Origin of the sequence: Chitinophaga sancti (assembly GCF_034424315.1) — a bacterium.
Classification (GTDB): domain Bacteria; phylum Bacteroidota; class Bacteroidia; order Chitinophagales; family Chitinophagaceae; genus Chitinophaga; species Chitinophaga sancti.
The window spans coordinates 6528284-6550583 of record NZ_CP139972.1 but is presented as its reverse complement, the minus strand read 5'-3'; the positions used below and the strand labels follow the sequence as shown (position 1 = coordinate 6550583).

Annotated in this window: 34 protein-coding genes; 2 read left to right on the top strand and 32 right to left on the bottom strand. The window is 43.5% G+C overall.

What is annotated here, in order from left to right:
• The first annotated feature begins 171 nt into the window (after positions 1 to 171).
• Both U0033_RS25810 and U0033_RS25805 read left to right on the top strand, forming a co-directional pair.
• The gene (locus U0033_RS25810) at positions 172 to 573 is read left to right on the top strand and encodes a DUF1573 domain-containing protein (protein ID WP_072360644.1); all 402 of its coding nucleotides are present in this window, start codon (positions 172 to 174) and stop codon (positions 571 to 573) included.
• A gap of 161 nt (positions 574 to 734) precedes the next feature.
• On the top strand, positions 735 to 1961 hold the full coding sequence (locus U0033_RS25805) for a pyridoxal phosphate-dependent aminotransferase (protein WP_072360642.1): 1227 nt from the start codon (positions 735 to 737) through the stop codon (positions 1959 to 1961).
• Between the two features lie 650 nt (positions 1962 to 2611).
• On the opposite strand, the gene carA is transcribed toward U0033_RS25805, so the two are convergent.
• The 32 genes from carA to rpsJ all read right to left on the bottom strand — a co-directional run bounded on the left by carA (position 2612) and on the right by rpsJ (position 21788).
• Positions 2612 to 3721: a glutamine-hydrolyzing carbamoyl-phosphate synthase small subunit gene (gene carA, locus U0033_RS25800; RefSeq protein ID WP_072360640.1), complete on the bottom strand. Its 1110-nt coding sequence runs from the start codon at positions 3719 to 3721 to the stop codon at positions 2612 to 2614.
• 95 nt (positions 3722 to 3816) lie between these two features.
• Positions 3817 to 4638, bottom strand: coding sequence for a hypothetical protein (locus U0033_RS25795; protein WP_072360638.1), 822 nt, complete (start codon positions 4636 to 4638; stop codon positions 3817 to 3819).
• 181 nt (positions 4639 to 4819) lie between these two features.
• Positions 4820 to 5302, bottom strand: coding sequence for a 50S ribosomal protein L17 (gene rplQ / locus U0033_RS25790; protein WP_072360636.1), 483 nt, complete (start codon positions 5300 to 5302; stop codon positions 4820 to 4822).
• Between the two features lie 74 nt (positions 5303 to 5376).
• Positions 5377 to 6372: a DNA-directed RNA polymerase subunit alpha gene (locus U0033_RS25785; protein ID WP_072360634.1), complete on the bottom strand. Its 996-nt coding sequence runs from the start codon at positions 6370 to 6372 to the stop codon at positions 5377 to 5379.
• A gap of 126 nt (positions 6373 to 6498) precedes the next feature.
• Positions 6499 to 7104 carry a 30S ribosomal protein S4 gene (rpsD, locus tag U0033_RS25780; protein ID WP_072360632.1) on the bottom strand — a complete coding sequence of 202 codons (606 nt, stop codon included), beginning with the start codon at positions 7102 to 7104 and terminating at the stop codon, positions 6499 to 6501.
• Between the two features lie 165 nt (positions 7105 to 7269).
• Positions 7270 to 7671, bottom strand: coding sequence for a 30S ribosomal protein S11 (gene rpsK / locus U0033_RS25775; RefSeq protein WP_072360630.1), 402 nt, complete (start codon positions 7669 to 7671; stop codon positions 7270 to 7272).
• 92 nt (positions 7672 to 7763) lie between these two features.
• A complete protein-coding gene (gene rpsM / locus U0033_RS25770; protein WP_072360628.1) occupies positions 7764 to 8144 on the bottom strand; it encodes a 30S ribosomal protein S13 in 381 nt (126 codons plus the stop codon).
• A gap of 34 nt (positions 8145 to 8178) precedes the next feature.
• Positions 8179 to 8295 carry a 50S ribosomal protein L36 gene (rpmJ, locus tag U0033_RS25765; RefSeq protein ID WP_072360626.1) on the bottom strand — a complete coding sequence of 39 codons (117 nt, stop codon included), beginning with the start codon at positions 8293 to 8295 and terminating at the stop codon, positions 8179 to 8181.
• Between the two features lie 26 nt (positions 8296 to 8321).
• Positions 8322 to 8540, bottom strand: coding sequence for a translation initiation factor IF-1 (gene infA, locus U0033_RS25760; RefSeq protein WP_012789309.1), 219 nt, complete (start codon positions 8538 to 8540; stop codon positions 8322 to 8324).
• Positions 8541 to 8654: 114 nt separating this feature from the next.
• The gene (gene map, locus U0033_RS25755; RefSeq protein ID WP_072360623.1) at positions 8655 to 9455 is read right to left on the bottom strand and encodes a type I methionyl aminopeptidase; all 801 of its coding nucleotides are present in this window, start codon (positions 9453 to 9455) and stop codon (positions 8655 to 8657) included.
• Between the two features lie 126 nt (positions 9456 to 9581).
• The gene (gene secY, locus U0033_RS25750) at positions 9582 to 10919 is read right to left on the bottom strand and encodes a preprotein translocase subunit SecY (protein ID WP_072360621.1); all 1338 of its coding nucleotides are present in this window, start codon (positions 10917 to 10919) and stop codon (positions 9582 to 9584) included.
• A gap of 175 nt (positions 10920 to 11094) precedes the next feature.
• Positions 11095 to 11541, bottom strand: a complete 447-nt coding sequence (rplO, locus tag U0033_RS25745; RefSeq protein WP_072360619.1) for a 50S ribosomal protein L15 — start codon at positions 11539 to 11541, stop codon at positions 11095 to 11097.
• Positions 11542 to 11655: 114 nt separating this feature from the next.
• Positions 11656 to 11841: a 50S ribosomal protein L30 gene (gene rpmD, locus U0033_RS25740; protein WP_072360617.1), complete on the bottom strand. Its 186-nt coding sequence runs from the start codon at positions 11839 to 11841 to the stop codon at positions 11656 to 11658.
• A 73-nt stretch (positions 11842 to 11914) separates the two neighbouring features.
• Positions 11915 to 12433, bottom strand: coding sequence for a 30S ribosomal protein S5 (gene rpsE, locus U0033_RS25735; protein WP_072360615.1), 519 nt, complete (start codon positions 12431 to 12433; stop codon positions 11915 to 11917).
• 39 nt (positions 12434 to 12472) lie between these two features.
• A complete protein-coding gene (rplR, locus tag U0033_RS25730; RefSeq protein WP_072360613.1) occupies positions 12473 to 12829 on the bottom strand; it encodes a 50S ribosomal protein L18 in 357 nt (118 codons plus the stop codon).
• Positions 12830 to 12915: 86 nt separating this feature from the next.
• Complete coding sequence (gene rplF, locus U0033_RS25725; protein ID WP_072360611.1) at positions 12916 to 13470, bottom strand: 50S ribosomal protein L6; 555 nt, start codon at positions 13468 to 13470, stop codon at positions 12916 to 12918.
• A gap of 148 nt (positions 13471 to 13618) precedes the next feature.
• Positions 13619 to 14017: a 30S ribosomal protein S8 gene (rpsH, locus tag U0033_RS25720; RefSeq protein WP_072360609.1), complete on the bottom strand. Its 399-nt coding sequence runs from the start codon at positions 14015 to 14017 to the stop codon at positions 13619 to 13621.
• A 144-nt stretch (positions 14018 to 14161) separates the two neighbouring features.
• Positions 14162 to 14431, bottom strand: a complete 270-nt coding sequence (gene rpsN / locus U0033_RS25715) for a 30S ribosomal protein S14 (protein ID WP_072360607.1) — start codon at positions 14429 to 14431, stop codon at positions 14162 to 14164.
• 75 nt (positions 14432 to 14506) lie between these two features.
• Entirely contained in the window at positions 14507 to 15082 is a 576-nt protein-coding gene (gene rplE / locus U0033_RS25710; RefSeq protein WP_072360605.1) for a 50S ribosomal protein L5, read from the bottom strand.
• Positions 15082 to 15420, bottom strand: coding sequence for a 50S ribosomal protein L24 (rplX, locus tag U0033_RS25705; RefSeq protein WP_072360603.1), 339 nt, complete (start codon positions 15418 to 15420; stop codon positions 15082 to 15084). The genes rplE and rplX overlap by 1 nt, the downstream gene beginning before the upstream one ends.
• A 158-nt stretch (positions 15421 to 15578) precedes the next feature.
• Positions 15579 to 15947 carry a 50S ribosomal protein L14 gene (gene rplN / locus U0033_RS25700; RefSeq protein WP_072360601.1) on the bottom strand — a complete coding sequence of 123 codons (369 nt, stop codon included), beginning with the start codon at positions 15945 to 15947 and terminating at the stop codon, positions 15579 to 15581.
• A gap of 76 nt (positions 15948 to 16023) precedes the next feature.
• Positions 16024 to 16281, bottom strand: a complete 258-nt coding sequence (gene rpsQ / locus U0033_RS25695; protein ID WP_072360599.1) for a 30S ribosomal protein S17 — start codon at positions 16279 to 16281, stop codon at positions 16024 to 16026.
• Between the two features lie 64 nt (positions 16282 to 16345).
• Positions 16346 to 16546 carry a 50S ribosomal protein L29 gene (gene rpmC / locus U0033_RS25690; protein WP_072360597.1) on the bottom strand — a complete coding sequence of 67 codons (201 nt, stop codon included), beginning with the start codon at positions 16544 to 16546 and terminating at the stop codon, positions 16346 to 16348.
• Positions 16547 to 16597: 51 nt separating this feature from the next.
• Positions 16598 to 17023 carry a 50S ribosomal protein L16 gene (gene rplP, locus U0033_RS25685; protein WP_072360595.1) on the bottom strand — a complete coding sequence of 142 codons (426 nt, stop codon included), beginning with the start codon at positions 17021 to 17023 and terminating at the stop codon, positions 16598 to 16600.
• 40 nt (positions 17024 to 17063) lie between these two features.
• Positions 17064 to 17867 carry a 30S ribosomal protein S3 gene (gene rpsC / locus U0033_RS25680; RefSeq protein WP_072360593.1) on the bottom strand — a complete coding sequence of 268 codons (804 nt, stop codon included), beginning with the start codon at positions 17865 to 17867 and terminating at the stop codon, positions 17064 to 17066.
• 43 nt (positions 17868 to 17910) lie between these two features.
• Positions 17911 to 18267, bottom strand: coding sequence for a 50S ribosomal protein L22 (gene rplV, locus U0033_RS25675; protein WP_072360591.1), 357 nt, complete (start codon positions 18265 to 18267; stop codon positions 17911 to 17913).
• A gap of 92 nt (positions 18268 to 18359) precedes the next feature.
• Complete coding sequence (gene rpsS, locus U0033_RS25670) at positions 18360 to 18626, bottom strand: 30S ribosomal protein S19 (RefSeq protein ID WP_072360589.1); 267 nt, start codon at positions 18624 to 18626, stop codon at positions 18360 to 18362.
• A 79-nt stretch (positions 18627 to 18705) separates the two neighbouring features.
• Positions 18706 to 19536, bottom strand: coding sequence for a 50S ribosomal protein L2 (gene rplB, locus U0033_RS25665; RefSeq protein WP_072360587.1), 831 nt, complete (start codon positions 19534 to 19536; stop codon positions 18706 to 18708).
• Between the two features lie 88 nt (positions 19537 to 19624).
• Positions 19625 to 19924 carry a 50S ribosomal protein L23 gene (rplW, locus tag U0033_RS25660; protein ID WP_072360585.1) on the bottom strand — a complete coding sequence of 100 codons (300 nt, stop codon included), beginning with the start codon at positions 19922 to 19924 and terminating at the stop codon, positions 19625 to 19627.
• A gap of 57 nt (positions 19925 to 19981) precedes the next feature.
• Positions 19982 to 20620 carry a 50S ribosomal protein L4 gene (rplD, locus tag U0033_RS25655; protein WP_072360583.1) on the bottom strand — a complete coding sequence of 213 codons (639 nt, stop codon included), beginning with the start codon at positions 20618 to 20620 and terminating at the stop codon, positions 19982 to 19984.
• A 1-nt stretch (position 20621) separates the two neighbouring features.
• Positions 20622 to 21239 (bottom strand): 50S ribosomal protein L3, encoded by a 618-nt coding sequence (gene rplC / locus U0033_RS25650; RefSeq protein WP_072360581.1) that lies wholly within the window; start codon positions 21237 to 21239, stop codon positions 20622 to 20624.
• Positions 21240 to 21482: 243 nt separating this feature from the next.
• Positions 21483 to 21788 (bottom strand): 30S ribosomal protein S10, encoded by a 306-nt coding sequence (gene rpsJ / locus U0033_RS25645; protein ID WP_012789286.1) that lies wholly within the window; start codon positions 21786 to 21788, stop codon positions 21483 to 21485.
• Between the last annotated feature and the right edge of the window lie 512 nt (positions 21789 to 22300).

Sequence of the window (22300 nt, the reverse complement as noted above, 5' to 3'; positions counted from 1 at the left end):
AGGTATAAAATACAAGTGAGAAATGATTGTAAATGTATCAGGTAAAATAATTAGAATTTTTTTAATAAGATTTTAATAAATTCTCAATTGATGCGTTAATTTTGGCTGTAAATTTGTTACTAACGAAACGGTGATCATATTTTTAACCAATCGTCAAAACCAGATAATAAAATGAAAAAGTTTATCTTATCCCTATTTGCGAGCATGTTGTTAACTACTGCTCTTTGGGCACAGTCTCAAACTACCACACAAGCAAACCCTGTTGATGGTAAAGTGAAATTCGCAAAAGAAACTATCGACTTCGGTAAAACTAAGTTCAATAAACCAGTTTCTGTTGATTTCGAATTCACCAACGTTAGCAAGGAACCAGTAATCATCGAAACAGCACGCGCTAGTTGTGGTTGTACTACTCCTACCTGGACCAAAGAACCAATCCTGCCTGGTAAAAAAGGTAAGATCACTGCAGGTTACAGCGCAAATAGTGTAGGAACACAAAACAAAACTATTTGGGTGAAAGTTAAAGGCGTAGATCAGGATAAAGAACTGCACCTTACAGGTCAGGTTGAAAACTAATTTGTACTGCCATTGCAACGGCCCCCGTTGTACAAACTTATTAAGCCTTACAGTTTTATAATTGTAAGGCTTTTTTTTATTTCGACCTGCCCCAACCAAACTCTCCATATTTTTAGCCAACCATAATCAACTACATTTGTATCGCAAATCAAACACAATATATGCCTACCATTAGTAAGAGAGGTGAGCAAATGCCCGCTTCTCCCATCCGAAAACTTGTTCCTTATGCCGAAGCTGCTAAGAAAAAAGGAACTAAAGTATTCCACCTGAATATCGGCCAACCCGATATTGAAACACCAAAACAGGTTCTGGATGCGGTACGCCATTCAGACTTCAAAATCCTTGAATACAGTCACTCCGCCGGAAACGAAAGCTACCGCCGCAAACTCGTGACTTATTACGAACGATTTGGTATTGAACTGAACCATGAGCAGATTATTATCACCACAGGCGGATCCGAAGCCATCATGTTCGCATTTATGGCCTGCCTGGACGCCGGTGATGAAGTTCTGGTTCCTGAGCCTTTCTATGCAAACTATAATGGGTTTGCTGCAGAAGCAGGCGTAACCGTGACCACTATCACCTCTTCTATCGAAACCGGTTTCGCGCTGCCGGCCATGGAAGAATTTGAAAAAGCCATCACGCCACGCACCAAAGCGCTGATGATCTGTAATCCCAACAATCCTACCGGCTATCTCTATAGCCGCGAAGAACTGGAAGTACTGAAAGAACTCTGTCTCAAGTACAACCTCTACCTCTTCTCCGATGAGGCTTATAGAGAGTTCTGTTACATAGGCGACCACTTCTCTGCAATGAACCTGGTAGGCCTGGAACAACACGTTATCCTGATGGACACCATCTCCAAGCGCTATAGCGCCTGCGGAGGCCGTATAGGTGCCCTGGTGACGAAAAACCAGGAGGTGCTGGATGCCATTATGAAATTTGCACAGGCAAGACTGAGCCCTCCCTCCTTTGCCCAGATTGCCGGTGAAGCTGCCGTAGACCTGCCGCTCAATTATTTCTGGGAAATCAAAGCCGAATACCTGAATCGCAGAGACCTGCTGGTCAATATGCTCAATAAGATCCCAGGCGTATTCTGCCCAAATCCTGGAGGCGCCTTCTACGCCATCGCCCGCCTGCCGATCGATAATAGCGATAAATTCTGCCAGTGGTTGCTGGAAAGCTTCGAATACGAAGGCAAAACACTCATGCTGGCACCCGCTACCGGTTTCTATGCAAGCCCGGGCTTAGGTCTGAACGAGGTAAGACTTGCGTATGTCATCAACACAGATGATATCCGTCAGGCAATGATCTGTTTGGAAAAAGCCCTGGAAATATACCCCGATCGCACAGAAGTAGCCATGGAAGCGATGATTGCCTCCAGGTAGCAAATACATTACATTAAATTCTATATAATAGTTATTTTCCTCCGGGATATAAAAAAGGGCCAAAAAGGCCCTTTTTTTACATTAGTAAAAATTATATGTATACTTTTTCAAACAGAATATGCAATTTTTTTAAGAAAAGTATTGGAATTTTAAATCTTGTTCGTATATTTGAATTGTGAACGACGAAATAGTAAAAGATGACAGAGATCAGTGAGTTTCGTAGTTTAGCATAAATTTAACCTTAGAAATTTTTCCAAACGTTTTTATCAACCGAACTTTACTCCGTCAACACAAAGGTGTTGCGACTACAGAAAAAAGAAATTTTCAGATTTCTGTAAAAAAGTTTGAAGAAAACTAAAACGTTTTAGCAAAATACCGTATTTTTGTATCAGTTTTTCATAACGTGGAATTTATAAAGGCAAACGGCTCCGATCACGGAGCCGTATTTTTTTGCCCTATACTGAACAAAGTAATTGATAATCAATATATTTAGAACCTAACTTATAGGAAAGAGGCTTTTGCATGTAGCAAAAGCCTCTTTTTATACAAGCAGTATTTTAGCATTAAAATGTAACCAGATCCTGGTAAAATGGAAACGGCCCGGACATAGCCGGACCGCCTTTTGGTCATATTCTACATACAAACTAATCTTACATATGCTTCTTTATCATCGTAAAGAAGTCATCGAACAGGTAACGGCTGTCATACGGACCAGGAGTTGACTCCGGGTGGTACTGTACTGAGAATGCAGGTTTGTTCTTAATCCTGATACCTTCAATTGACTGATCGTTCAGGTTTACGTGTGTCACCTCTACATACTCACTGGCTGCTACTGCCTTCGGATCTACTGCAAAACCGTGGTTCTGGGTAGTGATCTCGCAACGACCGGTGGCCAGGTTCTTAACCGGATGGTTCAGACCGCGGTGACCGTGGTGCATTTTATAAGTAGGGATGTCGTTGGCCAGCGCCAGCAACTGATGTCCCAGACAAATACCAAACATTGGCTTATCTGCCGCCAGGATCTTCTTCACTGTATCCACAGCATACTTCAACGGAGCCGGGTCACCAGGACCATTGGATACGAAGTAAGCATTCGGCTTAAATTTCTCGCACTCTTCAAAAGGAGTATCTGTAGGGAATACCTGCAGGTAAGCACCTTTTTCTGACAGGCATTTCAGCATATTACGCTTTACACCATTGTCCAGAACTGCGATGCGGATGCCGGCATTTGGATCGCCTACATTGTAAGGTTCCTTAGTCGTCACTTCCTTGCAGAGTGCCTGTCCTTCCATCGAAGGTACATCCTTCAATTTAGCTTTCAGCTGATCTACGTCAAGGATCTCAGAAGAAATGATACAATTCATTGCACCCTGGCTACGGATGTGGGATACCAGCGCACGGGTATCTACATCGTAAATTGTTACCAGGTTATTCTCATCCAGGAATTTCTCCAGGGAGCCATCCGCCATCGGACGAGAATAGTTGTATGCAATGTTCTTTGCTATCAATCCATTAATCTTCACGCTTTCGCTCTCTACGTCATCCTTTTTCACACCATAATTGCCGATGTAGCAATTATTCATGATCAGGACCTGCCCTTTATAGGAAGGATCGGTAAATACTTCCTGGTATCCTGTCATACCAGTATTAAAACACAGTTCACCGGAAGCGGTGCCTATTTTACCAAAAGCTTTTCCCTGAAATACTGTTCCATCTTCTAACAGTAATATCGCAGGCTGGATTGATCTCGTCTGAGGCATGCTTATTATTCTTTTTTGAAAAATCGTGCAAAGTTATTGAATAATAGCTTAAGAATTAATAAAAACACAGATTAATTCTTCACCTACCTCAACTGTTACTTGATATGTATCGATTTTATGATGCGTAAAGCCGCCGTAGAAGCGTTCTTATCATCTTCACGGTACCTGACCGCTACTTCCCAGCGATGTTGACCACGGGTCACCAGCAGGTCGTAAAATGAAAGATGAAGCGCTCCTTTATAGTTAAAGGTACCCTGCAAGAGCAGTGCATCCATTCCACTCTGGGTAATATGGCTCGTAGTATACTTCAGGTCGGAAACATCGTCTTCTTTCTGCATTCCGTTCGCAGCAGTCGTAGCTGCCAACTCCAGATCGTTGGAGATGTTATTGCGGAAACTGAACATATTCACCATTACCTGCATCCCCTCTTCAGACCGGTTACGATAGCTTTTGGTATATTCTACCAGTGGTGCCAGTTCGGGCGCCAGCGGCTGGTCATTTACCCCCAGGTGCATAGGTGTGCTGATCTCCACTGCCTGGCGGCCAATAACCACCGTTTCCCAGGCCGAATAGAGCCAGGATTTATTGATTTTAGGATAGATGATGCTGACGACCATCCGCTTGCCAAAATAGCCCCCGGCTACAGCCGCAAGACCAATCACGAGTATCAGGGATACCAGTGCTCCCCTCCTGCCCACATACTTGATGTATCTTTCTTTGAAACTTTCTCTTGGTTCTTCTTCCTTTACATAGATGCCTACTTCCTGCTGGAATTCTTCAAAATTCCCATCCGGACGCTTTTGTTTCCAGTTCGAGAAACAGCTCTCTATCTTCTTACCACATTTTTCACAAAATGTCAGGAACTCAGAGCGTGACGGGTTGTGGTGAGCACAGGAGTTGCACTTTAAATAAATCATAGGTCTTAGAGATTATGGTTAGTTGTCCTGTTAGCAATATTACAAAATAATTTAATTAATTAATTGAATAATACGACTGACGGGCCTCTCCAATAAGAATTGCAATTGATTCGTTCCTAAATAAAAAAATCCCGGGATTGCTCCCGGGACTCTTTTATTATCTTCAGATACTGTCTTCTGATTACTCAGCAGCTTTCTCTTCAGTTTCGTTTGCCGCAGCTTCATCAGCTTTCTTTTTGGCACCGCCGGCACGACGGGTTTTCTTCGCAGGAGCTGCTTGTTCTTCCACTTTACCACCGTAGATTTCGTTGAAATCAACCAGTTCGATCAGTGCAGTTTCAGCATTATCACCCATACGTTTGCCAAGCTTGATGATACGAGTATAACCACCTGGACGGTTAGCTATCTTCTCACTTACAACACCGAACAATTCCTTGATCGCTTCCTTGTTCTGCAGGTAGCTGAACACAATTCTACGATTGTGAGTAGAATCAGCCTTAGCTCTGGTCAGAATAGGCTCAACATAAACACGCAGCGCCTTAGCTTTAGCCAGGGTGGTGGTGATACGTTTGTGAGCGATCAGTTCGATAGCCAGGTTAGATAACAGGGCTGAGCGGTGTGCAGCTGTTCTGCTGAGGTGGTTCACTTTATTACCGTGACGCATGACATTGTGATTTTTGGTTTCCCCTGTACCGTGTCAGGAATTACAGAGTACTTATGTTATAAAGTAGTTAAAGACTATTCTTCGTCCAGTTTCAGTTTGGAAAGATCCATACCGAAATGCAGACCTCTTTCGTTCAGTACCTGCTCGATTTCGCTCAGGGATTTCTGACCGAAGTTTCTGAACTTCATCAGTTCTTCCTGTTCGTACTGTACCAGTTCGCTCAGGGAGTTGATTTTAGCAGCTTTCAGACAGTTGAAAGCACGTACGCTCAGATCCAGATCTTCCAGTGGAGTCTTCAGGATCTTACGCAGTTGCAGTGTCTGTTCGTCAACCACATCTTCTTTTTCAGTATCCTTTGTATCAAAGCTGATATTTTCGTCAGTGATGATCATCAGGTGCTGAATCAGGATGCGTGAAGCTTGCTTAACGGCTTCTTCCGGGTGGATGGTACCATCGGTAACCACTTCCATGATCAGTTTCTCATAGTCGGTCTTCTGCTCCACACGGGTATTTTCAATGCTATACTTTACATTTTTGATTGGTGTAAAGATAGAGTCAATTGCGATGTAGCCGAATACTGCATCCTTTGGTTTGTTTTCATCAGCAGGTACATAACCACGGCCTTTACCGATAGTCAGTTCGATATCCAGCTTTGCAGATGGATCGAGTGTGCAGATGAGTAACTCAGGATTCATGATCTGGAAAGCACTGGTAGCTTTTTCGATCATATCAGCACGGAACTCGGTCTTACCTTTGATAGAGATCTGGATCTTCTCGTTGCTCACTTCATTCTCCACGATCCTTTTGAAACGAACCTGTTTCAGGTTCAGGATGATCTCAGTAACGTCTTCGGTAATTCCTTTTAAAGTTGCAAACTCGTGGTCTGCTCCTTCTATCTTTATTCCCACAATGGCATAACCCTCAAGTGATGACAAAAGTACACGACGAAGCGCGTTACCTACAGTCACCCCATAACCCGGTTCTAACGGCCGGAATTCGAATTGAGCTTCAAAGTCAGTTGACTTTTGCAAAACGATCTTATCAGGCTTTTGGAAATTCAGAATTGCCATTGATATGTTAAGTTTAAATGTTTATGTAAAACTGCCAATAGCCGTCAGCAGGCAATCACTAGGTACCAACATAAGAAACTTACATTGGTAACCGATGATGCTTCGCTAACGGCTAAAGTATTATTATTATTTAGAGTACAATTCTACGATCAGCTGTTCCTTGATATTTTCAGGAACTGCTTCCCTTTCAGGGTATGCAATAAAAGTACCTTTCAGTTCTTTCTCGTTCCAATCTAACCAGCTAAACTTAGGGTTTTTACCACGAATATTGCTGGTGATTGCAGTATTAGATGCAGCAGATTCTTTCAGTCCGATGATATCACCTGGTTGCAGCTGATAAGAAGGGATGTTCATTACCTGGCCGTTTACAGTGATGTGCTTGTGAGACACCAGCTGACGTGCAGCAGGACGGCTTGCAGCAATACCCATACGGAATACTGTGTTATCCAGACGAGCTTCCAGTAATTTGATCAATACTTCACCGGTAACGCCTTTACGACGGTTTGCCTCTACGAACAGGTTTGCGAACTGACGCTCTAATACACCATAAGTGTATTTAGCTTTCTGTTTTTCACGCAGCTGCAGTGCGTATTCACCCAGCTGTTTACGCTTACGGGTTGCACCATGCTGACCCGGAGGGTTGCTGTTCTTTCCTAAATACTTACCGTTACCTAAAATCGGTTCTCCGAAAATTCTGGAGATCTTGGTCTTTGGTCCTGTGTACCTTGCCATTTTGTTACTAGATTTTTTAGTTACGATATATGATCCTTAAAAAATCTTAAACACGATCATATACCCACTTGTTTGTTTAATTTACTTAATGTAGAAAATCGAAAGCAGCCAGTGAGAGTCGCCCCCCATCTATCCACTTTCGAAAATCTTCAGTATATATAGATACTATACTCTTCTCTTCTTAGGAGGACGGCAACCATTGTGTGGCAGCGGAGTCACATCCTTGATCATAGTCACTTCGATACCGGAGTTTGCGATCGCACGGATAGCGCTCTCACGTCCGGCTCCAGGACCTTTTACAAAAACATCTGCTCTTTTCAGACCAGCATCCAGTGCTACTTTAGCAGCATCGGAAGCAGCCAGCTGGGCAGCATATGGAGTGTTCTTTTTAGAACCTTTGAAGCCCATCTTACCAGCAGTAGACCAGGAAATTACCTGTCCCTGTTTGTTGGTAATGCTGATGATAATGTTGTTGAAACTAGCAGAAATGTGAACATCACCGTAGTTATCTACTTTAACTACCCTTTTCTTACTAGCTGCAGCTTTTGTATTTTGTGCTTTTGCCATAATTATATAAAATTCCAGGTTCCAGGTTCCAGAAACGCCACCTCATCTTTACGATTATTGGAAACTGGAACTTGTTATTTGTATTATCAAGATTATTTCTTAGGCGCTTTTTTCTTACCAGCAACCGTTTTACGTTTACCTTTACGGGTACGGCTGTTAGTACGAGTACGCTGGCCTCTGAGCGGTAAGCCCTTTCTGTGGCGAAGACCACGGTAGCAAGCGATATCCAGCAAACGCTTGATATTCATTTGTACTTCAGAACGGAGCTGACCTTCTACCTTGAACTCACCATTGATGATGTTACGGATAGTTGTCTGCTCATCATCGTTCCAATCTTTTACTTTCTTGTTAAAATCAATTCCTGACTTTTCCAGAATGTACTGAGCGGTAGAACGGCCAATACCATAGATATAGGTCAGACCAATTTCTCCTCTTTTATTCTTAGGTAGATCGATACCGGCTATACGTGCCATATTTGAATTAAATTTTCTAGTTTACTTAATATGATTAACCCTGACGTTGTTTAAAACGAGGATTTTTCTTGTTGATTACCAACAATTTACCCTTCCTGCGCACGATCTTACAATCTGCACTTCTTTTTTTTATGGAAGCTCTTACCTTCATAAGTTATGAGTTATAAGTCTATGTGTTTATTTATATCTGAATATAATCCTTCCTCTGCTCAAATCATATGGGCTCATCTCTACCCCGACCTTGTCTCCAGGAAGGATGCGGATATAGTGCATTCTCATTTTGCCAGAAATGGTGGCCAAAATCTCATGCCCATTTTCCAATTTCACCCGGAACATAGCGTTAGATAAGGCTTCTAGTATTATTCCATCCTGTTTAATGAGTGCCTGTTTTGCCATAAAAATTTTTAGGACTGCAAAGATAGCGAAATCTTGGTAAAAAATAAAATTCTAAAAATAAACCTAAATAATTATCAGGAAAAAACGATTTTAATCCTCCTTATCCCTTAGTTATCAATAGTTTGCACTTAGAGCAGGATTTTCAGCTTCAGCCTTTTCAATGCCGGCAAATGAAGATAAAAGGTCGGCCTTCCCCTTCATAACAGCTACATTGTGCTCAAAGTGAACGGAAGGTTTCTCGTCGCGGGTGATCACTGTCCACCCATCTTCCATATACTCCACGTCCTTTGTGCCCAGGTTGATCATTGGTTCGATCGCAATCACCAATCCTTCTTTCATGATAGGACCGCTCCCTCTTTTGCCATAATTAGGCACCTGCGGATCTTCGTGCAGGTGACGACCCAGACCATGACCTACCAGCTCACGTACCACGCCATAACCCCTCTCTTTTTCGGTATATTCCTGGATTGCATGGGCAATGTCACCAATGCGGTTGCCTGCCACTGCTTTCTCAATACCCTTATATAAAGCGGTTTTGGTTGCCTTCATTAACTGCAATACCTCCGGCTTAACATTACCTACCGCAAATGTGTAGGCGCTGTCTCCATGGAAGCCATTCAGCAATACTCCTACATCCACACTCACGATGTCGCCATCCTGAACAACGTATGAATTAGGAATACCGTGTACCACTTCTGCATTTACAGAGATACAGCAGCTTTTAGGGAAGCCTTTATAGTTCTTGAATGACGGTACAGCGCCGTTGGCTACGATGAAGTCTTCAACGATCTTGTCGATATCATCAGTAGTCATACCCGGTTTCAGCTTTTTAGCCACCTCTTCCAATGTTGCGCTCACCAGTAATGCGCTTTTGCGCATCAATTCTATTTCTTCTTTAGTCTTATAATGCACCATAGTAAAAACGGGTTGGACTTGTGTCTTTTAAACAGTGAAGCCACCAAGCATAAAGCATGCAGCGGTATTCCCAGCTGTCTGCTTTATGCTTCTGTGGCTGCTTACAACCCGGCTGTTTAACGAGAATTAAACATTAGCCGGAGCAGTTCTGCCTTTGATACGGCCAGTACTCATCAGGCCATCGTAATGGCGCATCAGGAGCTGGCTTTCTATCTGCTGCAGCGTATCCAGTATTACACCCACCATGATCAGCAGTGAAGTACCACCGAAGAAGGATGCAAAGTTACTATTGATGTGCACGGCAGCAGCTACACCGGGCAGGATACCGACCAATGCCAGGAAAAATGCGCCGGGCAGGGTGATGCGGTCCATAACTGCACCAATATAATCTGCAGTCGCAGTACCAGGTTTAACACCTGGGATGAAACCATTGTTACGTTTCATTTCCTCGGCCATCTGGGTTGGGTTAAAGATCAACGCAGTGTAGAAGTAAGTGAATACAACTACCAATACTGCATAGATCACATTATACCAACCATTGGTATGGTCACTGAAGATACGGATGAATCCGGAAGCGCTGTCAGTAGCAAAACCGATAGCAGTAGCCGGGATAAACATGATAGCCTGGGCAAAGATGATTGGCATTACACCCGCAGCATTCACTTTCAGAGGAATGAACTGGCGTACACCACCATATTGTTTGTTGCCCACTATACGTTTAGCATAGTTCACCGGTACCTTGCGGGTACCTTGTACCAGCAGGATCAGACCGATCGTAATGAATATAAATACTGCCAGTTCTATCAGGAACACCAGCAGTCCACCGCCGGCTTCCGCAGTTCTGGAGGTAAATTCCTGAATCAGCGCCTGAGGAAGGCGGGCAAGGATACCCACCATGATGATGATGGATGTACCGTTACCGATACCTTTATCAGTGATTTTTTCGCCCAGCCACATTACGAAGAGGGTACCTGCAGTCAGTACGATAGTGGTAGTCAGCCAGAAGAAGAAAGTACCATATTCAGGGATAATAGCTCCGCTGGATTGGCCTCTCAGGAAGGCAACATACGCACTCGCCTGAAAACCGGTCACCACCACAGTAAGGATACGGGTGAACTGGTTGATTTTCTTTCTGCCACTCTCTCCTTCTTTCTGGAGTTTCTGGAAATAAGGTACAGCTATGGTCAACAGTTGTATGGCGATAGAGGCAGAGATAAACGGCATGATCCCCAGCGCAAAGATGGAAGCTCTAGAGAAAGAACCTCCGGCAAACATATTAAACAGGCCCAGAATACCCTGATTGGATTTCTCTGAGAACTGCTTCAACAGGTTGGCATCGATACCGGGTAACACGATATAGGATCCTACACGATAAATGAGGACAAGAAGCAGGGTTGTCAGGATTCTGCTACGCAGATCCTCAATGCTCCAGATATTCTTAATCGTTTCGATAAATTTCTTCACAGGAAGATGAATGTTTAATATTCAAAATTTCATCCCGGTTGTGACGGGACCAAATTCCAAACCTGCAATTAGCTGCTCTTCAGTAACTCTGGCCGGGATTTGTGATGTATTTCGCTGGCTGAATAAAAAGATGAAAAGACGCACTACTCCGTAGGCGTCTCTCCGATCGTGTAACTTACACCAGTTCAATTGAACCACCAGCTGCTTCAATCAGCTGCTTGGCTTTTTCACTGATGGCGTTCACTCTTACAGTAACTTTAGCCTTCAGTTCGCCCTGACCCAGTACTTTTACTTTTGCAGTGCGGCTGATCAGACCGTTCATGTACAGGTTTTCCAGAGAGAAGTCCTGCAGACCATATTTTTCCACCAGGGTGTCAAGCTGACCGATGTTGAACACTACATAATTAGTAGGATCCAGGCTCTTGAAACCACGTTTTGGCATACGACGCTGAATTGGCATCTGACCACCTTCGTGACCTCTTTTGCTAGCGTAACCAGTGTTTGACTGGGCACCTTTGTTACCTTTTGTAGCTGTTCCACCTTTACCGGATGCTTCACCACGACCGAGGCGTTTTTCTTTATGTACGGAACCTTGTGCAGGTTGTAACGTGTGCAGATTCATTGAGTTAATTTTTTTTACTTACGCGGAAATTAACCGCTCGCATTAAATGTATAATGTTATTCGCAAATAATCCACTATAAATGTAGGATTTTTTTCCAGAGGAACGGCAAAGCCTTAACCCTGTACTTGTTCTACTTTTACCAGATGATTTACTTTACGCACCATCCCAAGGATCTGGGGAGTGGCTTCCACCTCAACGGTGTTGTGCATTTTGTTCAGACCCAGGGCCTTCAGCGTCAGTTTCTGACGTTCCGGACGGTCTATACCACTTTTTACCTGAGTGACTTTAATCTTTGCCATTATTATTTTGAATTAGCACCTTACAATTTCAGGAGCTGCTACGATGCAGCAGTCCATTCACCTCGGGGTGATATTATCCATTAAATACTTTCTTCAGAGATACGCTTCTGGTTTTTGCGATCTGGATCGGCTCACGCAGCAGGCCTAAAGCTTTGAATGTAGCTTTTACCACGTTGTGAGGATTTGCAGAACCCAGAGATTTAGCCAGTACGTCAGTGATACCTGCGCTTTCCAGAACGGCACGCATAGAACCACCAGCGATCACACCAGTACCATGAGCAGCAGGTTTGATCAGTACTTTAGCAGCACCTTCTTTCGCCAGCTGATCGTGAGGAATAGTACCGTGCATCACAGGAACCTTGATCAGGTTCTTCTTGGCATCATCGATACCTTTTGTGATTGCTTCCTGTACTTCTTTGGCTTTACCCAGACCGTGACCTACTACACCGTGTTCGTTACCTACAACTACCAGGGCAGAAAAACTGAAAGTACGACCGCCTTTGGTGGTTTTGGTAACACGGTTGATCGCTACCACTTTTTCTTTCAGCTCCAGGTCACCAGCCTTAACTTTATTAAATGTATTCTTTGCCATTTTATTATTTGCGAATTACGATTTAATCAATTTCGATTATTAGAATTGGAGACCTGCTTCTCTTGCACCGTCAGCTACATTCTTCACACGACCGTGGTACAAATAACCACCACGATCGAATACTACAGCTGTAATACCCAGTGAGGTTGCTTTTGTAGCCAGCGCAGCGCCTACCAATTTAGATTTCTCGGATTTGGTACCTTTCTGTGCTTTGATATCCTTATCGCGGGAAGATGCAGATGCCAGTGTAGTACCAGTTGCATCATCGATCAATTGCACGTAAATGTCGCTATTACTGCGGAATACAGACAGTCTTGGTCTCTGAGCGCTACCTGCGATTTTTTTACGAATGCGGTAACGGATCTTTTGTCTGCTATTAACTGCTTTTGTGCTCATTTCTATGTTTAATTTATATATTCCGATGCTGCCGGAATATTGTTGAATTAGCTAACCAGTAAAGAATACCGGTTAGCCAATTAAAATTATTTACCTGCAGATTTACCTGCTTTCTTACGAACCACTTCATCGCTGTAGCGAACACCTTTACCTTTGTAAGGCTCTGGTTTACGCAGGCTACGAATCTTAGCAGCTACCTGGCCTAACAGTTGGTTGTCGATACCTTCCAGTGTGATCTTTGGGTTCGCACCTTTTTCAGTCAGGGTAGTTACTTTCAGTTCTTTAGGGATCTCAATCACGATGTTGTGAGAGTAACCCAGAGACAGGTCCAGCAGCTGACCAGCGTTGGCAGCCTTGTAACCCACACCCACCAGCTCCAGCTGTTTGGTGAAACCTGCAGTTACACCGATCACCATATTGTTGATCAGTGCACGGTACAGACCGTGCAGGGCGCGGTGACGGATCTGTTCAGTAGGACGAACCACTGTCAAAACACCATCAACTACTTCTATTTTGATATCCCTGTCGATGTTCTTTTTCAGTTCACCTTTAGGGCCTTTTACTGTCAGTTCATTAGTAGCGGATACAGTTGCTGTAACACCTGCTGCTAATTTGATAGGAGCTTTACCTATACGAGACATAATTGCAGTTTTTTACTGTTATGTGTTTTCGATCCGCCAGTGTTCAGCCACCGTATAGAAAGGCTTAATTCTGAACCGGATCATTTATTGGTGAGATCTGCACAAGCCACTGGCAAACACCAGAAGGTCCTGTGCGGACCTTAATATATTAGTAAACGTAGCAAACAACTTCGCCACCCACGTTCTGTGTTTTCGCTTCTTTATCGGTCATAACACCTTTAGATGTAGACACGATAGCGACACCCAGACCATTCTTGATACGTTTGAAGTCAGCAGGTTTGGAATATTGACGAAGACCTGGACGGCTAATACGCTGCAGATCAGTGATTGCAGGTACTTTAGTCTGAGGATCATACTTCAGAGCGATTTTAATTACACCCTGTTTGTTGTCTTCTTCAAATTTGTACTTCAGGATATAACCTTTGTCGTACAGTATCTCAGTGATACGTTTCTTCAGCTTGGAGGCAGGAATTTCCACAATCCTGTGGTTGGCCATTTGAGCATTCCGGATTCTGGTCAGGAAGTCTGCTATTGGATCAGTAACCATTGTTCTTAATAATTTAACAACTTTTACAATGCGATATCCAATCAGTAATAGATAGGAAAATCAAGATCTTTAACGAATATGAAAAAGGGAAAAAAGGACAATTACTATTCGTCGGGAATAATTGTCCGGTCCCGTGTGTGGTAATTACCAGCTAGCTTTTCTTACGCCAGGGATTTTACCAGCCAGTGCCAGGTCACGGAACATGTTACGGCAAAGGCCGAAATGACGCATGTAACCTTTTGGACGACCAGACAGCTGACATCTGTTGTGCAGACGAACAGGGGAAGCGTTTCTTGGCAGCTGGTCCAGTGCTTCGTAATTGCCTTCAGCTTTGAGGGCAGCACGTTTTTCAGCGAACTTTGCAACCAGGGCTTCTCTTTTCCTTTGTCTAGCCTTAATGGATTCTCTTGCCATAGTTAAGGTTTGTGATAAAATTTTGTAAATGTCAAATTCCAAAACCCGGAGGGATTTGGAATTTGAGATCAAATATTATTGTTGATCTTTTCTGATGTTTTTGAACGGCATACCCAGTTCTCTCAGCAGCTCGTAAGCTTCTTCGTTGGTGGTAGCTGTAGTAACGAAGGTGATATCCATACCGGAGATCTTTGTTACTTTATCGATGTCGATCTCAGGGAAGATGATCTGCTCGTTGATACCCAGGGTATAGTTACCACGGCCATCGAAAGCTTTTTCATTGATACCCTTGAAGTCACGTACACGAGGCAGTGATACTGCGATCAGGCGATCCAGGAACTCATACATGTTATAACCACGCAGTGTCACACGGGCACCGATTGGCATATTCTTTCTGAGTTTGAAGTTGGAAATATCCTTTTTAGATAAAGTAGCGATCGCTTTCTGACCGGAGATGCGGGTCATCTCATCTACAGCAATATCTACCAGTTTCTTATCACCTACAGCGCCGTTGATACCCTGGTTCAGACAGATCTTAACCAGGCGAGGTACCTGCATTACGCTTTTGTAGTTGAATTTCTTTCGCAGCGCACCAATAACTTCAGTGCGATATTTAGTCTGCAGTCTGGGTGTATATGTAGTGTTTGCCATTATTTAATTGCCTCCCCTGATTTTTTAGCGATACGAACTAATTTACCGTTTTCACGCTGCCTGTTAACCTTGGTAGGTTTACCAGCCTTAGCATCCCACAACATTACGTTAGAAATGGCGATAGGAGCTTCCTGCTTAACGATACCACCTTTGGTATTCTGAGCAGTTGGTTTGGTATGCTTGGTGATAATGTTCACACCTTCTACCAGTACGCGCGCCTTGTCAGGGATCACTTCCAGCACCTTGCGGGGCTTGGTCCTGTCCTTATCATCGCCGGCAATCACTACTACGGTGTCGCCTTTCTTAATGTTGAACTTAGGCTTGAATCTCGTTTTCATTATTTGTTTATTTATAAACGCCAAGCGCAACATGGGTTTCGCTTGATTAATATTCGTTTTAGAAACGGGCTGCAAAGATATGTATATAAGTTGAAAGCACAAAGCAATAAGGTTTTTTTACTTTTTGCTTCATGCTTTCAGCGTACGCATCAATATCTTTACAATACTTCGGGAGCCAGAGAGATAATCTTCATGTATCCCTTATCGCGCAGCTCACGGGCAACTGGTCCGAAGATACGGGTACCGCGTGGCTCGTCAGAGTTGTTCAGTAATACAACGGCATTATCGTCGAAACGGATATAAGATCCGTCTTTACGGCGCAGCTTGTTTTTAGTTCTTACGATAACAGCTTTGTGCACAGTACCTTTTTTCACACCACCGCCTGCGATCGCGTCTTTTACAGTTACGACGATCTTATCGCCTACTTTTGCGTAGTCCTGGCCGGAGTTGCCTAACACTCTAATACACAGTACTTCTTTGGCACCACTGTTATCAGCTACATTCAGCCTTGATTCTTGTTGTATCATCTTTTTATAAGATTTGTATTTGTTTAGTCAGCGGCTGCATCCAGGAACGCTGCATGCAGCTTGAAACAATAATAGATTATTTTACCTTTTCGATCACCTCTACCAATCTCCAGCACTTATTCTTGCTCAGCGGACGAGTTTCCATTATTCTAACGGTATCGCCGATGCTGCACTGGTTCTGCTCATCATGAGCCATGAACTTGGTGGTCTTTTTTACGAATTTACCATAGATTGGGTGCTTTACTTTACGCTCAACGCTAACGCTGATTGTTTTTTCCATCTTGTTGCTGGAAACAACACCAATTCTGGTTTTTCTTAATTTTCTTTCGCTCATTGTTGAAAGTATTTATTATCCAGACCGTTCCTTTCGGACCGATGAATGAATTTATTTTTAAGGCTTAGAAGCCCAGTTCTCTTTTGCGCAGCTCAGTTTTCAGCTGTGCGATCTGACGCCTGAGAGAGCGGATGCTCATTGGATTCTCAATTGGCGTAATTGCGTGACTGAATGTAATTTTCTTCAGGCGTAATTGCTCTTCGGAAATTTTCTCTTTCAGCTCTTGTTCGCTTAAACCTTTCAGATCCAGCTTTTCGTTTGCCATTGTATTTATTATTTCTGGTTTATCGTTTATAGTTTATCCCGTTTGCTTTGGCTATTGAGCTTCAGCGAAATCGCGACGTACTACAAATTTCACTTTAATAGGCAGTTTCTGTGCAGCCAGCTCCATTGCAGCTTTAGCTACTTCCAGAGGTACACCGTCCGCTTCGAACAGCATACGACCTGGCTTAACTACAGCAGCCCAATGGTCAGGAGCACCTTTACCTTTACCCATTCTGACTTCCAAAGGCTTGGCAGTAATGGATTTGTCTGGGAATATACGGATCCACACGTTACCCTCACGTTTCATTGCTCTTGTCAGAGCCACACGGGCAGCTTCGATCTGCCTGTCTGTGATCCACTTAGGTTCTAATGCTTTCAAGCCGAAACTACCAAAGGAGATATCCGCACCACGTTTTGCGTTACCCTTGATGCGGCCTTTATGCATCTTCCTGTGTTTCGTTCTCTTGGGCTGTAACATCTTAGTATATGTTAAATGTTAATGTTAATTGTTAATAAGATTATCTACGGCCACCTCCACGGTTATCACCACCTCTTCTGTCGCCGCCGCGGTTATCGCCACCTCTTCTGTCGCCACCTCTTCTGTCACCACCACCGCGATGACCATGACCTTCACCACCTGTGCGGCCTTCACCATCTTTACCGGAAATAGCATTTGGATTCAGATCGCGTTCGCCCAGTACTTCACCTTTACAGATCCATACTTTAATACCGATCTTACCATATACTGTCTGTGCGAACAGAGAAGAATAGTCGATATCCATACGGAAAGTGTGCAAAGGTACACGACCCTGCTTCATCTCTTCTGAACGTGCGATTTCAGCACCACCCAGACGACCACCTACCTTAACCTTGATACCTTCAGCACCCATTCTCATTGCAGTAGCAATCGCCATCTTGATAGCACGTTTGTAGTTGATACGGCTTTCAATCTGTTTAGCGATAGTTTCAGCTACGATATTGGCATCTATTTCAGGACGACGGATCTCCAGGATGTTGATCTGTACGTCTTCTTTAGAAGTCAGTTTCTTAATTTCTTCTTTGATGCGGTCTACCTCTCCACCACCTTTACCTATGATGATACCAGGTTTAGATGTATGGATGGTGATGATCAGTTTACCTAAAGTTCTCTCGATCACTACCCTGGAAATGCCGCCTTTATTGATACGGGCATTCAGGTAAGTTCTGATCTTGTTATCTTCGATCAGTTTGGTAGCAAAATCTTTCTTGCCGCCATACCAATTAGAGTCCCAACCTCTGATGATACCTAACCTGTTACCAATAGGATTTGTTTTCTGACCCATGTTCTGGTTTATTTGTCTATTAGATAAATAGTTAAAGTTTCAATTATTTCGCTTCCGCTACTTTGCTGTCTACTGCAATGGTTACGTGGTTGCTTCTTTTGCGAACACGGTAACCTCTACCCTGCGGAGCTGGACGCATTCTTTTCAGGATACGACCACCATCAACGAAGACGGTTTTAACGATCAGATTCGCATCTTCAACGCGTACACCTTCATTCTTCACTTTCCAGTTAGCAACAGCTGATAACAGCAGTTTTTCCAGAGGTACACTAGGGTGCTTAGGATGGAACTTTAAAACATTCAGCGCTTTCTCAACTTCCATACCACGGATCAGGTCTGCAAGCAGACGCATTTTGCGGGTAGATGTTGGATTATTATTAAGCTTAGCTACTGCTTCCATTGTTATTATAAATTTGAGTGTTTGAGGTCCGAAGTCCGGGGTTCGAGGTGTTTCACGCAGCAAACCTCGAGCTTAAAACTTCAAACGAATGACTACATTTTCTTGTTAGCGTGTCCTTTAAAGTTGCGGGTTGGTGCAAATTCGCCCAGTTTATGACCTACCATAAACTCGGTAACGTATACCGGGATGAACTTGTTACCATTGTGTACCGCAAATGTATGGCCCACAAAATCAGGTGTGATGGTAGAACGACGGCTCCAGGTCTTGATTACTGTACGCTTGGTGCCTTCATTCATTTTATCTACTTTCTTTCCTAATTTCTGGTCAACGTAAGGACCTTTTCTAATGGAACGACCCATGTCTGTTTATTTTTATTCTACTTTAACCGTTCCGCTCCGGGCTATCCGCCTGAAGCGGAACTGGTTCAAGCTTTATGAATTATAATTTTTTGCCGTTTTTCCTGCTGATGATCAGTTTATCGGAGCTCTTCAGCTTACGAGTCTTCAGACCTTTCGCATATTTACCTGTTCTGGATCTTGGGTGACCTCCGGAAGATCTACCTTCACCACCACCCATCGGGTGATCTACAGGGTTCATGGCTACACCACGGTTACGTGGTTTAATACCTCTCCAACGGTTAGCACCTGCTTTACCAATTGATTGCAGTGCGTGGTCAGAGTTAGAAACTGTACCTACAGTTGCAGCACAAGTGATCAACACTTTACGCAGCTCACCGGAAGGCATTTTCATTACGGCATATTTTTCTTCCTTGTTGCTCAGCTGTGCATAAGTACCGGCACTTCTTGCGATTGCACCACCTCTACCAGGCTGCAATTCAATATTGTGTACAACAGTACCCAGTGGCATATTCTTCAGCGGCAGGGAGTTACCTACTTCAGGAGCAGCATCAGGACCGCTCACTACTGTAGCACCAACCTGTAAACCCTGAGGAGCCAGGATGTAACGTTTTTCACCATCTGCATAGCTCAGCAGTGCGATGAATGCGCTACGGTTTGGATCATACTCAATGCTCTTTACAGTAGCAGGAATACTATGTTTGTCACGTTTGAAGTCTATGATACGGTAATGTTGCTTGTGTCCACCACCGATGTAGCGCATAGATCTTCTACCCTGTACGTTTCTACCGCCGGTTTTGGACTTAGCCTCCAGCAGGCTTTTTTCAGGAGTATCCGTGGTCAGCTCAGCGAACGCGTTGCCAATTTTCCAACGGGTACCGGCTGTCATCGGTTTAAATTTCTTCAGTGCCATGATCTAGTAATTGTTTAACTAGTTGCTTTATTATATAAATGTGATCTGCATATACATCCATCATGCCGCGTTGCCGCAGCTATGAGCACTATATGTTAGCATACAGATCTATAGATTCTCCTGAAGCCAGGGTTACAATTGCTTTCTTGTAAGAAGGTTTCTTACCAGCAATGAAACCAGCTTTGGTAAAACGCTGTTTAGCTTTACCAGGCATAACGGCAGTGTTCACTTCTGCTACTGCAACGCCATAGAACTCTTCAACTGCTTTCTTGATTTCCAGTTTATTGGATTTCTTGTCTACGATGAAGTAGTAACGGTTGAATTTATCAGTGGCTTTGTTCACTTTTTCACTTACTACCGGTCTGATTAAAACGTCTGAAAGTTTCATCTTTTATCGCTTTGAGTGGCAGGCTTACCTGCCAGCTGTGTGATTTAAATTTGACAATTAAGCTTCTACCGGCTCTTCAGTGAAGATTTTAGCAGCACTCTCAGTAATGATCAGGGTATTGCTGTTCATGATATCATATGTATTGATATCGCTCAGCATTACGCTATCTACTGTAGGAATGTTACGCAGAGACAGGTATACATTATCATTGTATTCCGGCAGTACAACCAAAGTCTTACGGCCATTTACATTCAGGTTCAGCTTAGACAGGATACCTGCAAACTGTGAAGTTTTAGGGGTAGCCAGGTTCAGATCTTCCAGAACGATGATACTGTTTTCTTTAGCTTTTACAGACAGTGCAGAAATCTTAGCGAGATCTTTTACTTTTCTGTTCAGCTTAATGTCATATTTGTGTGGTTTTGGACCAAAGATGGTACCACCACCTTTATACAGCGGGTTACGGATGTTACCTTTACGGGAACCACCAGTACCTTTTTGTTTGTGCAGTTTACGGGAAGCACCTTTCACTTCAGCACGGGTCTTTACCTTGTGGGTACCCTGACGCTGAGCAGCGAGGTATTGTTTAACAGCCAGGTAGATCACGTGGTTGTTAGGCTCCACTCCGAAAATTTCTTCCGGCAGATCGATAGTTCTTCCGGTTTTCTTACCTTCTATATTTAAAATATCAAGTTGCATATTACTTCTGGATTAAAACGATTGAACCAATGTGGCCGGGAACGGATCCACTTACCAGGATATAATTTTTCTCAGCGAAAATTTTAACGATCTTCAGACCTTTAACTTTCACCTGCTCATTACCGGTCTGACCAGCCATACGCATACCCTTGAACACGCGGGAAGGATAAGATGATCCACCCACGGAACCTGGCGCTCTGCTTCTGTCGTGCTGACCGTGTGTAGCTTCACCCACACCGCTGAATCCATGGCGTTTAACAACACCCTGGAAGCCTTTACCTTTGGAGGTGCCGACTACGTCAATTATTTCTCCTTCTGCAAATATTTCTGTGGTAATGGTTTCACCAAGAGCTTTCTGTACATCCGGGTTGCGGAACTCTTTTACGATACGTTTGGGGGAGGTGCTTGCTTTCGCGAAGTGATTGATTTCTGCTTTGGTAGTATTCTTTTCTTTTTTCTCACCAAATGCTACCTGAATAGCGTTGTAACCATCGGTTTCCTGAGACTTAACCTGTGTTACTACGCATGGACCGGCTTCGATAATGGTCACAGCTGTCTGCTTACCATTCGGTTCGAAGATGCTGGTCATGCCGATCTTTTTGCCAATAATACCTTTCATGTTATTATATATTATACCCAGCGCCTGGGGGTGGATCTAGCTATCCCCAGGATAGGCGGTTTAAATGCTTTATTGGGCGGCCACCCAGAAGGCGTGACCTATATGTTATGTTATAGCGTTTACATTCTGGCAAACGGGGAGCACTTTCCCCTGTGAGATTTATAAATAAACCTCACTGCCAGCAAAACAGCAGTCATAAGATTAAATCAAAACAGGAAGGCCTTTTGCCCGCCTGCTGACGTCCTACGCTTTGATTTCTACTTCCACACCGGAAGGCAGATCTAACTTACTCAGCGCGTCTACAGTCCTGGAAGAACTAGTGTAGATGTCCAGTAAGCGCTTGTGTGTGCACAACTGGAACTGCTCACGAGCTTTCTTGTTAACGTGTGGTGAACGCAGCACCGTAAAAATTTTCTTTTCAGTTGGTAAAGGAATTGGACCTGTTACCACGGCACCAGTGTTACGCACTGTTTTAACGATCTTCTCAGCAGACTTATCTACCAGATTATGATCGTAGGACTTCAGCTTGATTCTAATTCTCTGAGACATATGCAATGAACTTCTACTTTTTACCCTTACAATTTGGGAGGGCAAAGGTAATCAGTATTTTTGGATTCCCCAACAAAATCGGGGAAAAATAATGGGAAATTTTATCGAAATGTAGAATGAGGGCGGGTTTGAGGCAAATGTTAATTTGTGTAAAAGTACAATAAAGGTGGGTAACAGACTGTAATATAGTTAATTAAATAATTTTTGGCACACAGCCGCCTTCGGCCCGCCTGAAAAATAAATTTCTAACACCCCTTTAAAAAAAACAAGCCGCCGGGAAACCGGCAGCAAGTCCTGTCTGGGAATGCAATAAGCAATATTTCTTAACCTGTCAGCTTCAGAGAGGTAACTTACCCAACAAACGCTGAATCAGACCAAGAACTAAAGCCAATACCTGGTTCAATAAATCCATAGATGTTCTTGAAGGCTTTTCATGAGGTTATGCCTACTCTGTTACTTGGTTTTCGGCAATCCCAAATGCCCCTAACACAAGGAACATTGGGTTAAAATTA

Coding starts and splice junctions, on each gene's coding strand:
- U0033_RS25805 (WP_072360642.1), top strand. CDS start 735: ATGCCTACCATTAGTAAGAGAGGTGAGCAAATGCCCGCTTCTCCCATC.
- rplP (WP_072360595.1), bottom strand. CDS start 17,023: ATGTTACAGCCCAAGAGAACGAAACACAGGAAGATGCATAAAGGCCGC.
- rplN (WP_072360601.1), bottom strand. CDS start 15,947: ATGATACAACAAGAATCAAGGCTGAATGTAGCTGATAACAGTGGTGCC.
- rpsK (WP_072360630.1), bottom strand. CDS start 7,671: ATGGCAAAAGCACAAAATACAAAAGCTGCAGCTAGTAAGAAAAGGGTA.
- U0033_RS25795 (WP_072360638.1), bottom strand. CDS start 4,638: ATGATTTATTTAAAGTGCAACTCCTGTGCTCACCACAACCCGTCACGC.
- map (WP_072360623.1), bottom strand. CDS start 9,455: ATGGTGCATTATAAGACTAAAGAAGAAATAGAATTGATGCGCAAAAGC.
- rpsH (WP_072360609.1), bottom strand. CDS start 14,017: ATGGTTACTGATCCAATAGCAGACTTCCTGACCAGAATCCGGAATGCT.
- infA (WP_012789309.1), bottom strand. CDS start 8,540: ATGGCAAAACAGGCACTCATTAAACAGGATGGAATAATACTAGAAGCC.
- rpsM (WP_072360628.1), bottom strand. CDS start 8,144: ATGGCACGTATAGCCGGTATCGATCTACCTAAGAATAAAAGAGGAGAA.
- U0033_RS25810 (WP_072360644.1), top strand. CDS start 172: ATGAAAAAGTTTATCTTATCCCTATTTGCGAGCATGTTGTTAACTACT.
- rpmC (WP_072360597.1), bottom strand. CDS start 16,546: ATGGCAAACGAAAAGCTGGATCTGAAAGGTTTAAGCGAACAAGAGCTG.
- rplR (WP_072360613.1), bottom strand. CDS start 12,829: ATGAGCACAAAAGCAGTTAATAGCAGACAAAAGATCCGTTACCGCATT.
- rpsD (WP_072360632.1), bottom strand. CDS start 7,104: ATGGCAAGGTACACAGGACCAAAGACCAAGATCTCCAGAATTTTCGGA.
- rplF (WP_072360611.1), bottom strand. CDS start 13,470: ATGTCTCGTATAGGTAAAGCTCCTATCAAATTAGCAGCAGGTGTTACA.
- rpsJ (WP_012789286.1), bottom strand. CDS start 21,788: ATGTCTCAGAGAATTAGAATCAAGCTGAAGTCCTACGATCATAATCTG.
- rplD (WP_072360583.1), bottom strand. CDS start 20,620: ATGCAACTTGATATTTTAAATATAGAAGGTAAGAAAACCGGAAGAACT.
- rplV (WP_072360591.1), bottom strand. CDS start 18,267: ATGGAAGCAGTAGCTAAGCTTAATAATAATCCAACATCTACCCGCAAA.
- rpsS (WP_072360589.1), bottom strand. CDS start 18,626: ATGGGTCGTTCCATTAGAAAAGGTCCTTACGTTGACCAGAAATTAGGA.
- rplQ (WP_072360636.1), bottom strand. CDS start 5,302: ATGCGTCACGGTAATAAAGTGAACCACCTCAGCAGAACAGCTGCACAC.
- rpmD (WP_072360617.1), bottom strand. CDS start 11,841: ATGGCAAAGATTAAAGTCACTCAGGTAAAAAGTGGTATAGACCGTCCG.
- rplO (WP_072360619.1), bottom strand. CDS start 11,541: ATGAATCTGCACACGTTACAACCTGCACAAGGTTCCGTACATAAAGAA.
- rplW (WP_072360585.1), bottom strand. CDS start 19,924: ATGAAACTTTCAGACGTTTTAATCAGACCGGTAGTAAGTGAAAAAGTG.
- rplC (WP_072360581.1), bottom strand. CDS start 21,239: ATGAAAGGTATTATTGGCAAAAAGATCGGCATGACCAGCATCTTCGAA.
- rpmJ (WP_072360626.1), bottom strand. CDS start 8,295: ATGAAGGTAAGAGCTTCCATAAAAAAAAGAAGTGCAGATTGTAAGATC.
- rplX (WP_072360603.1), bottom strand. CDS start 15,420: ATGAAAACGAGATTCAAGCCTAAGTTCAACATTAAGAAAGGCGACACC.
- rplB (WP_072360587.1), bottom strand. CDS start 19,536: ATGGCACTGAAGAAATTTAAACCGATGACAGCCGGTACCCGTTGGAAA.
- U0033_RS25785 (WP_072360634.1), bottom strand. CDS start 6,372: ATGGCAATTCTGAATTTCCAAAAGCCTGATAAGATCGTTTTGCAAAAG.
- rpsQ (WP_072360599.1), bottom strand. CDS start 16,281: ATGAGCGAAAGAAAATTAAGAAAAACCAGAATTGGTGTTGTTTCCAGC.
- rplE (WP_072360605.1), bottom strand. CDS start 15,082: ATGGCAAACACTACATATACACCCAGACTGCAGACTAAATATCGCACT.
- rpsC (WP_072360593.1), bottom strand. CDS start 17,867: ATGGGTCAGAAAACAAATCCTATTGGTAACAGGTTAGGTATCATCAGA.
- carA (WP_072360640.1), bottom strand. CDS start 3,721: ATGCCTCAGACGAGATCAATCCAGCCTGCGATATTACTGTTAGAAGAT.
- rpsN (WP_072360607.1), bottom strand. CDS start 14,431: ATGGCAAGAGAATCCATTAAGGCTAGACAAAGGAAAAGAGAAGCCCTG.
- rpsE (WP_072360615.1), bottom strand. CDS start 12,433: ATGGCAAAGAATACATTTAATAAAGTTAAGGCTGGTGACCTGGAGCTG.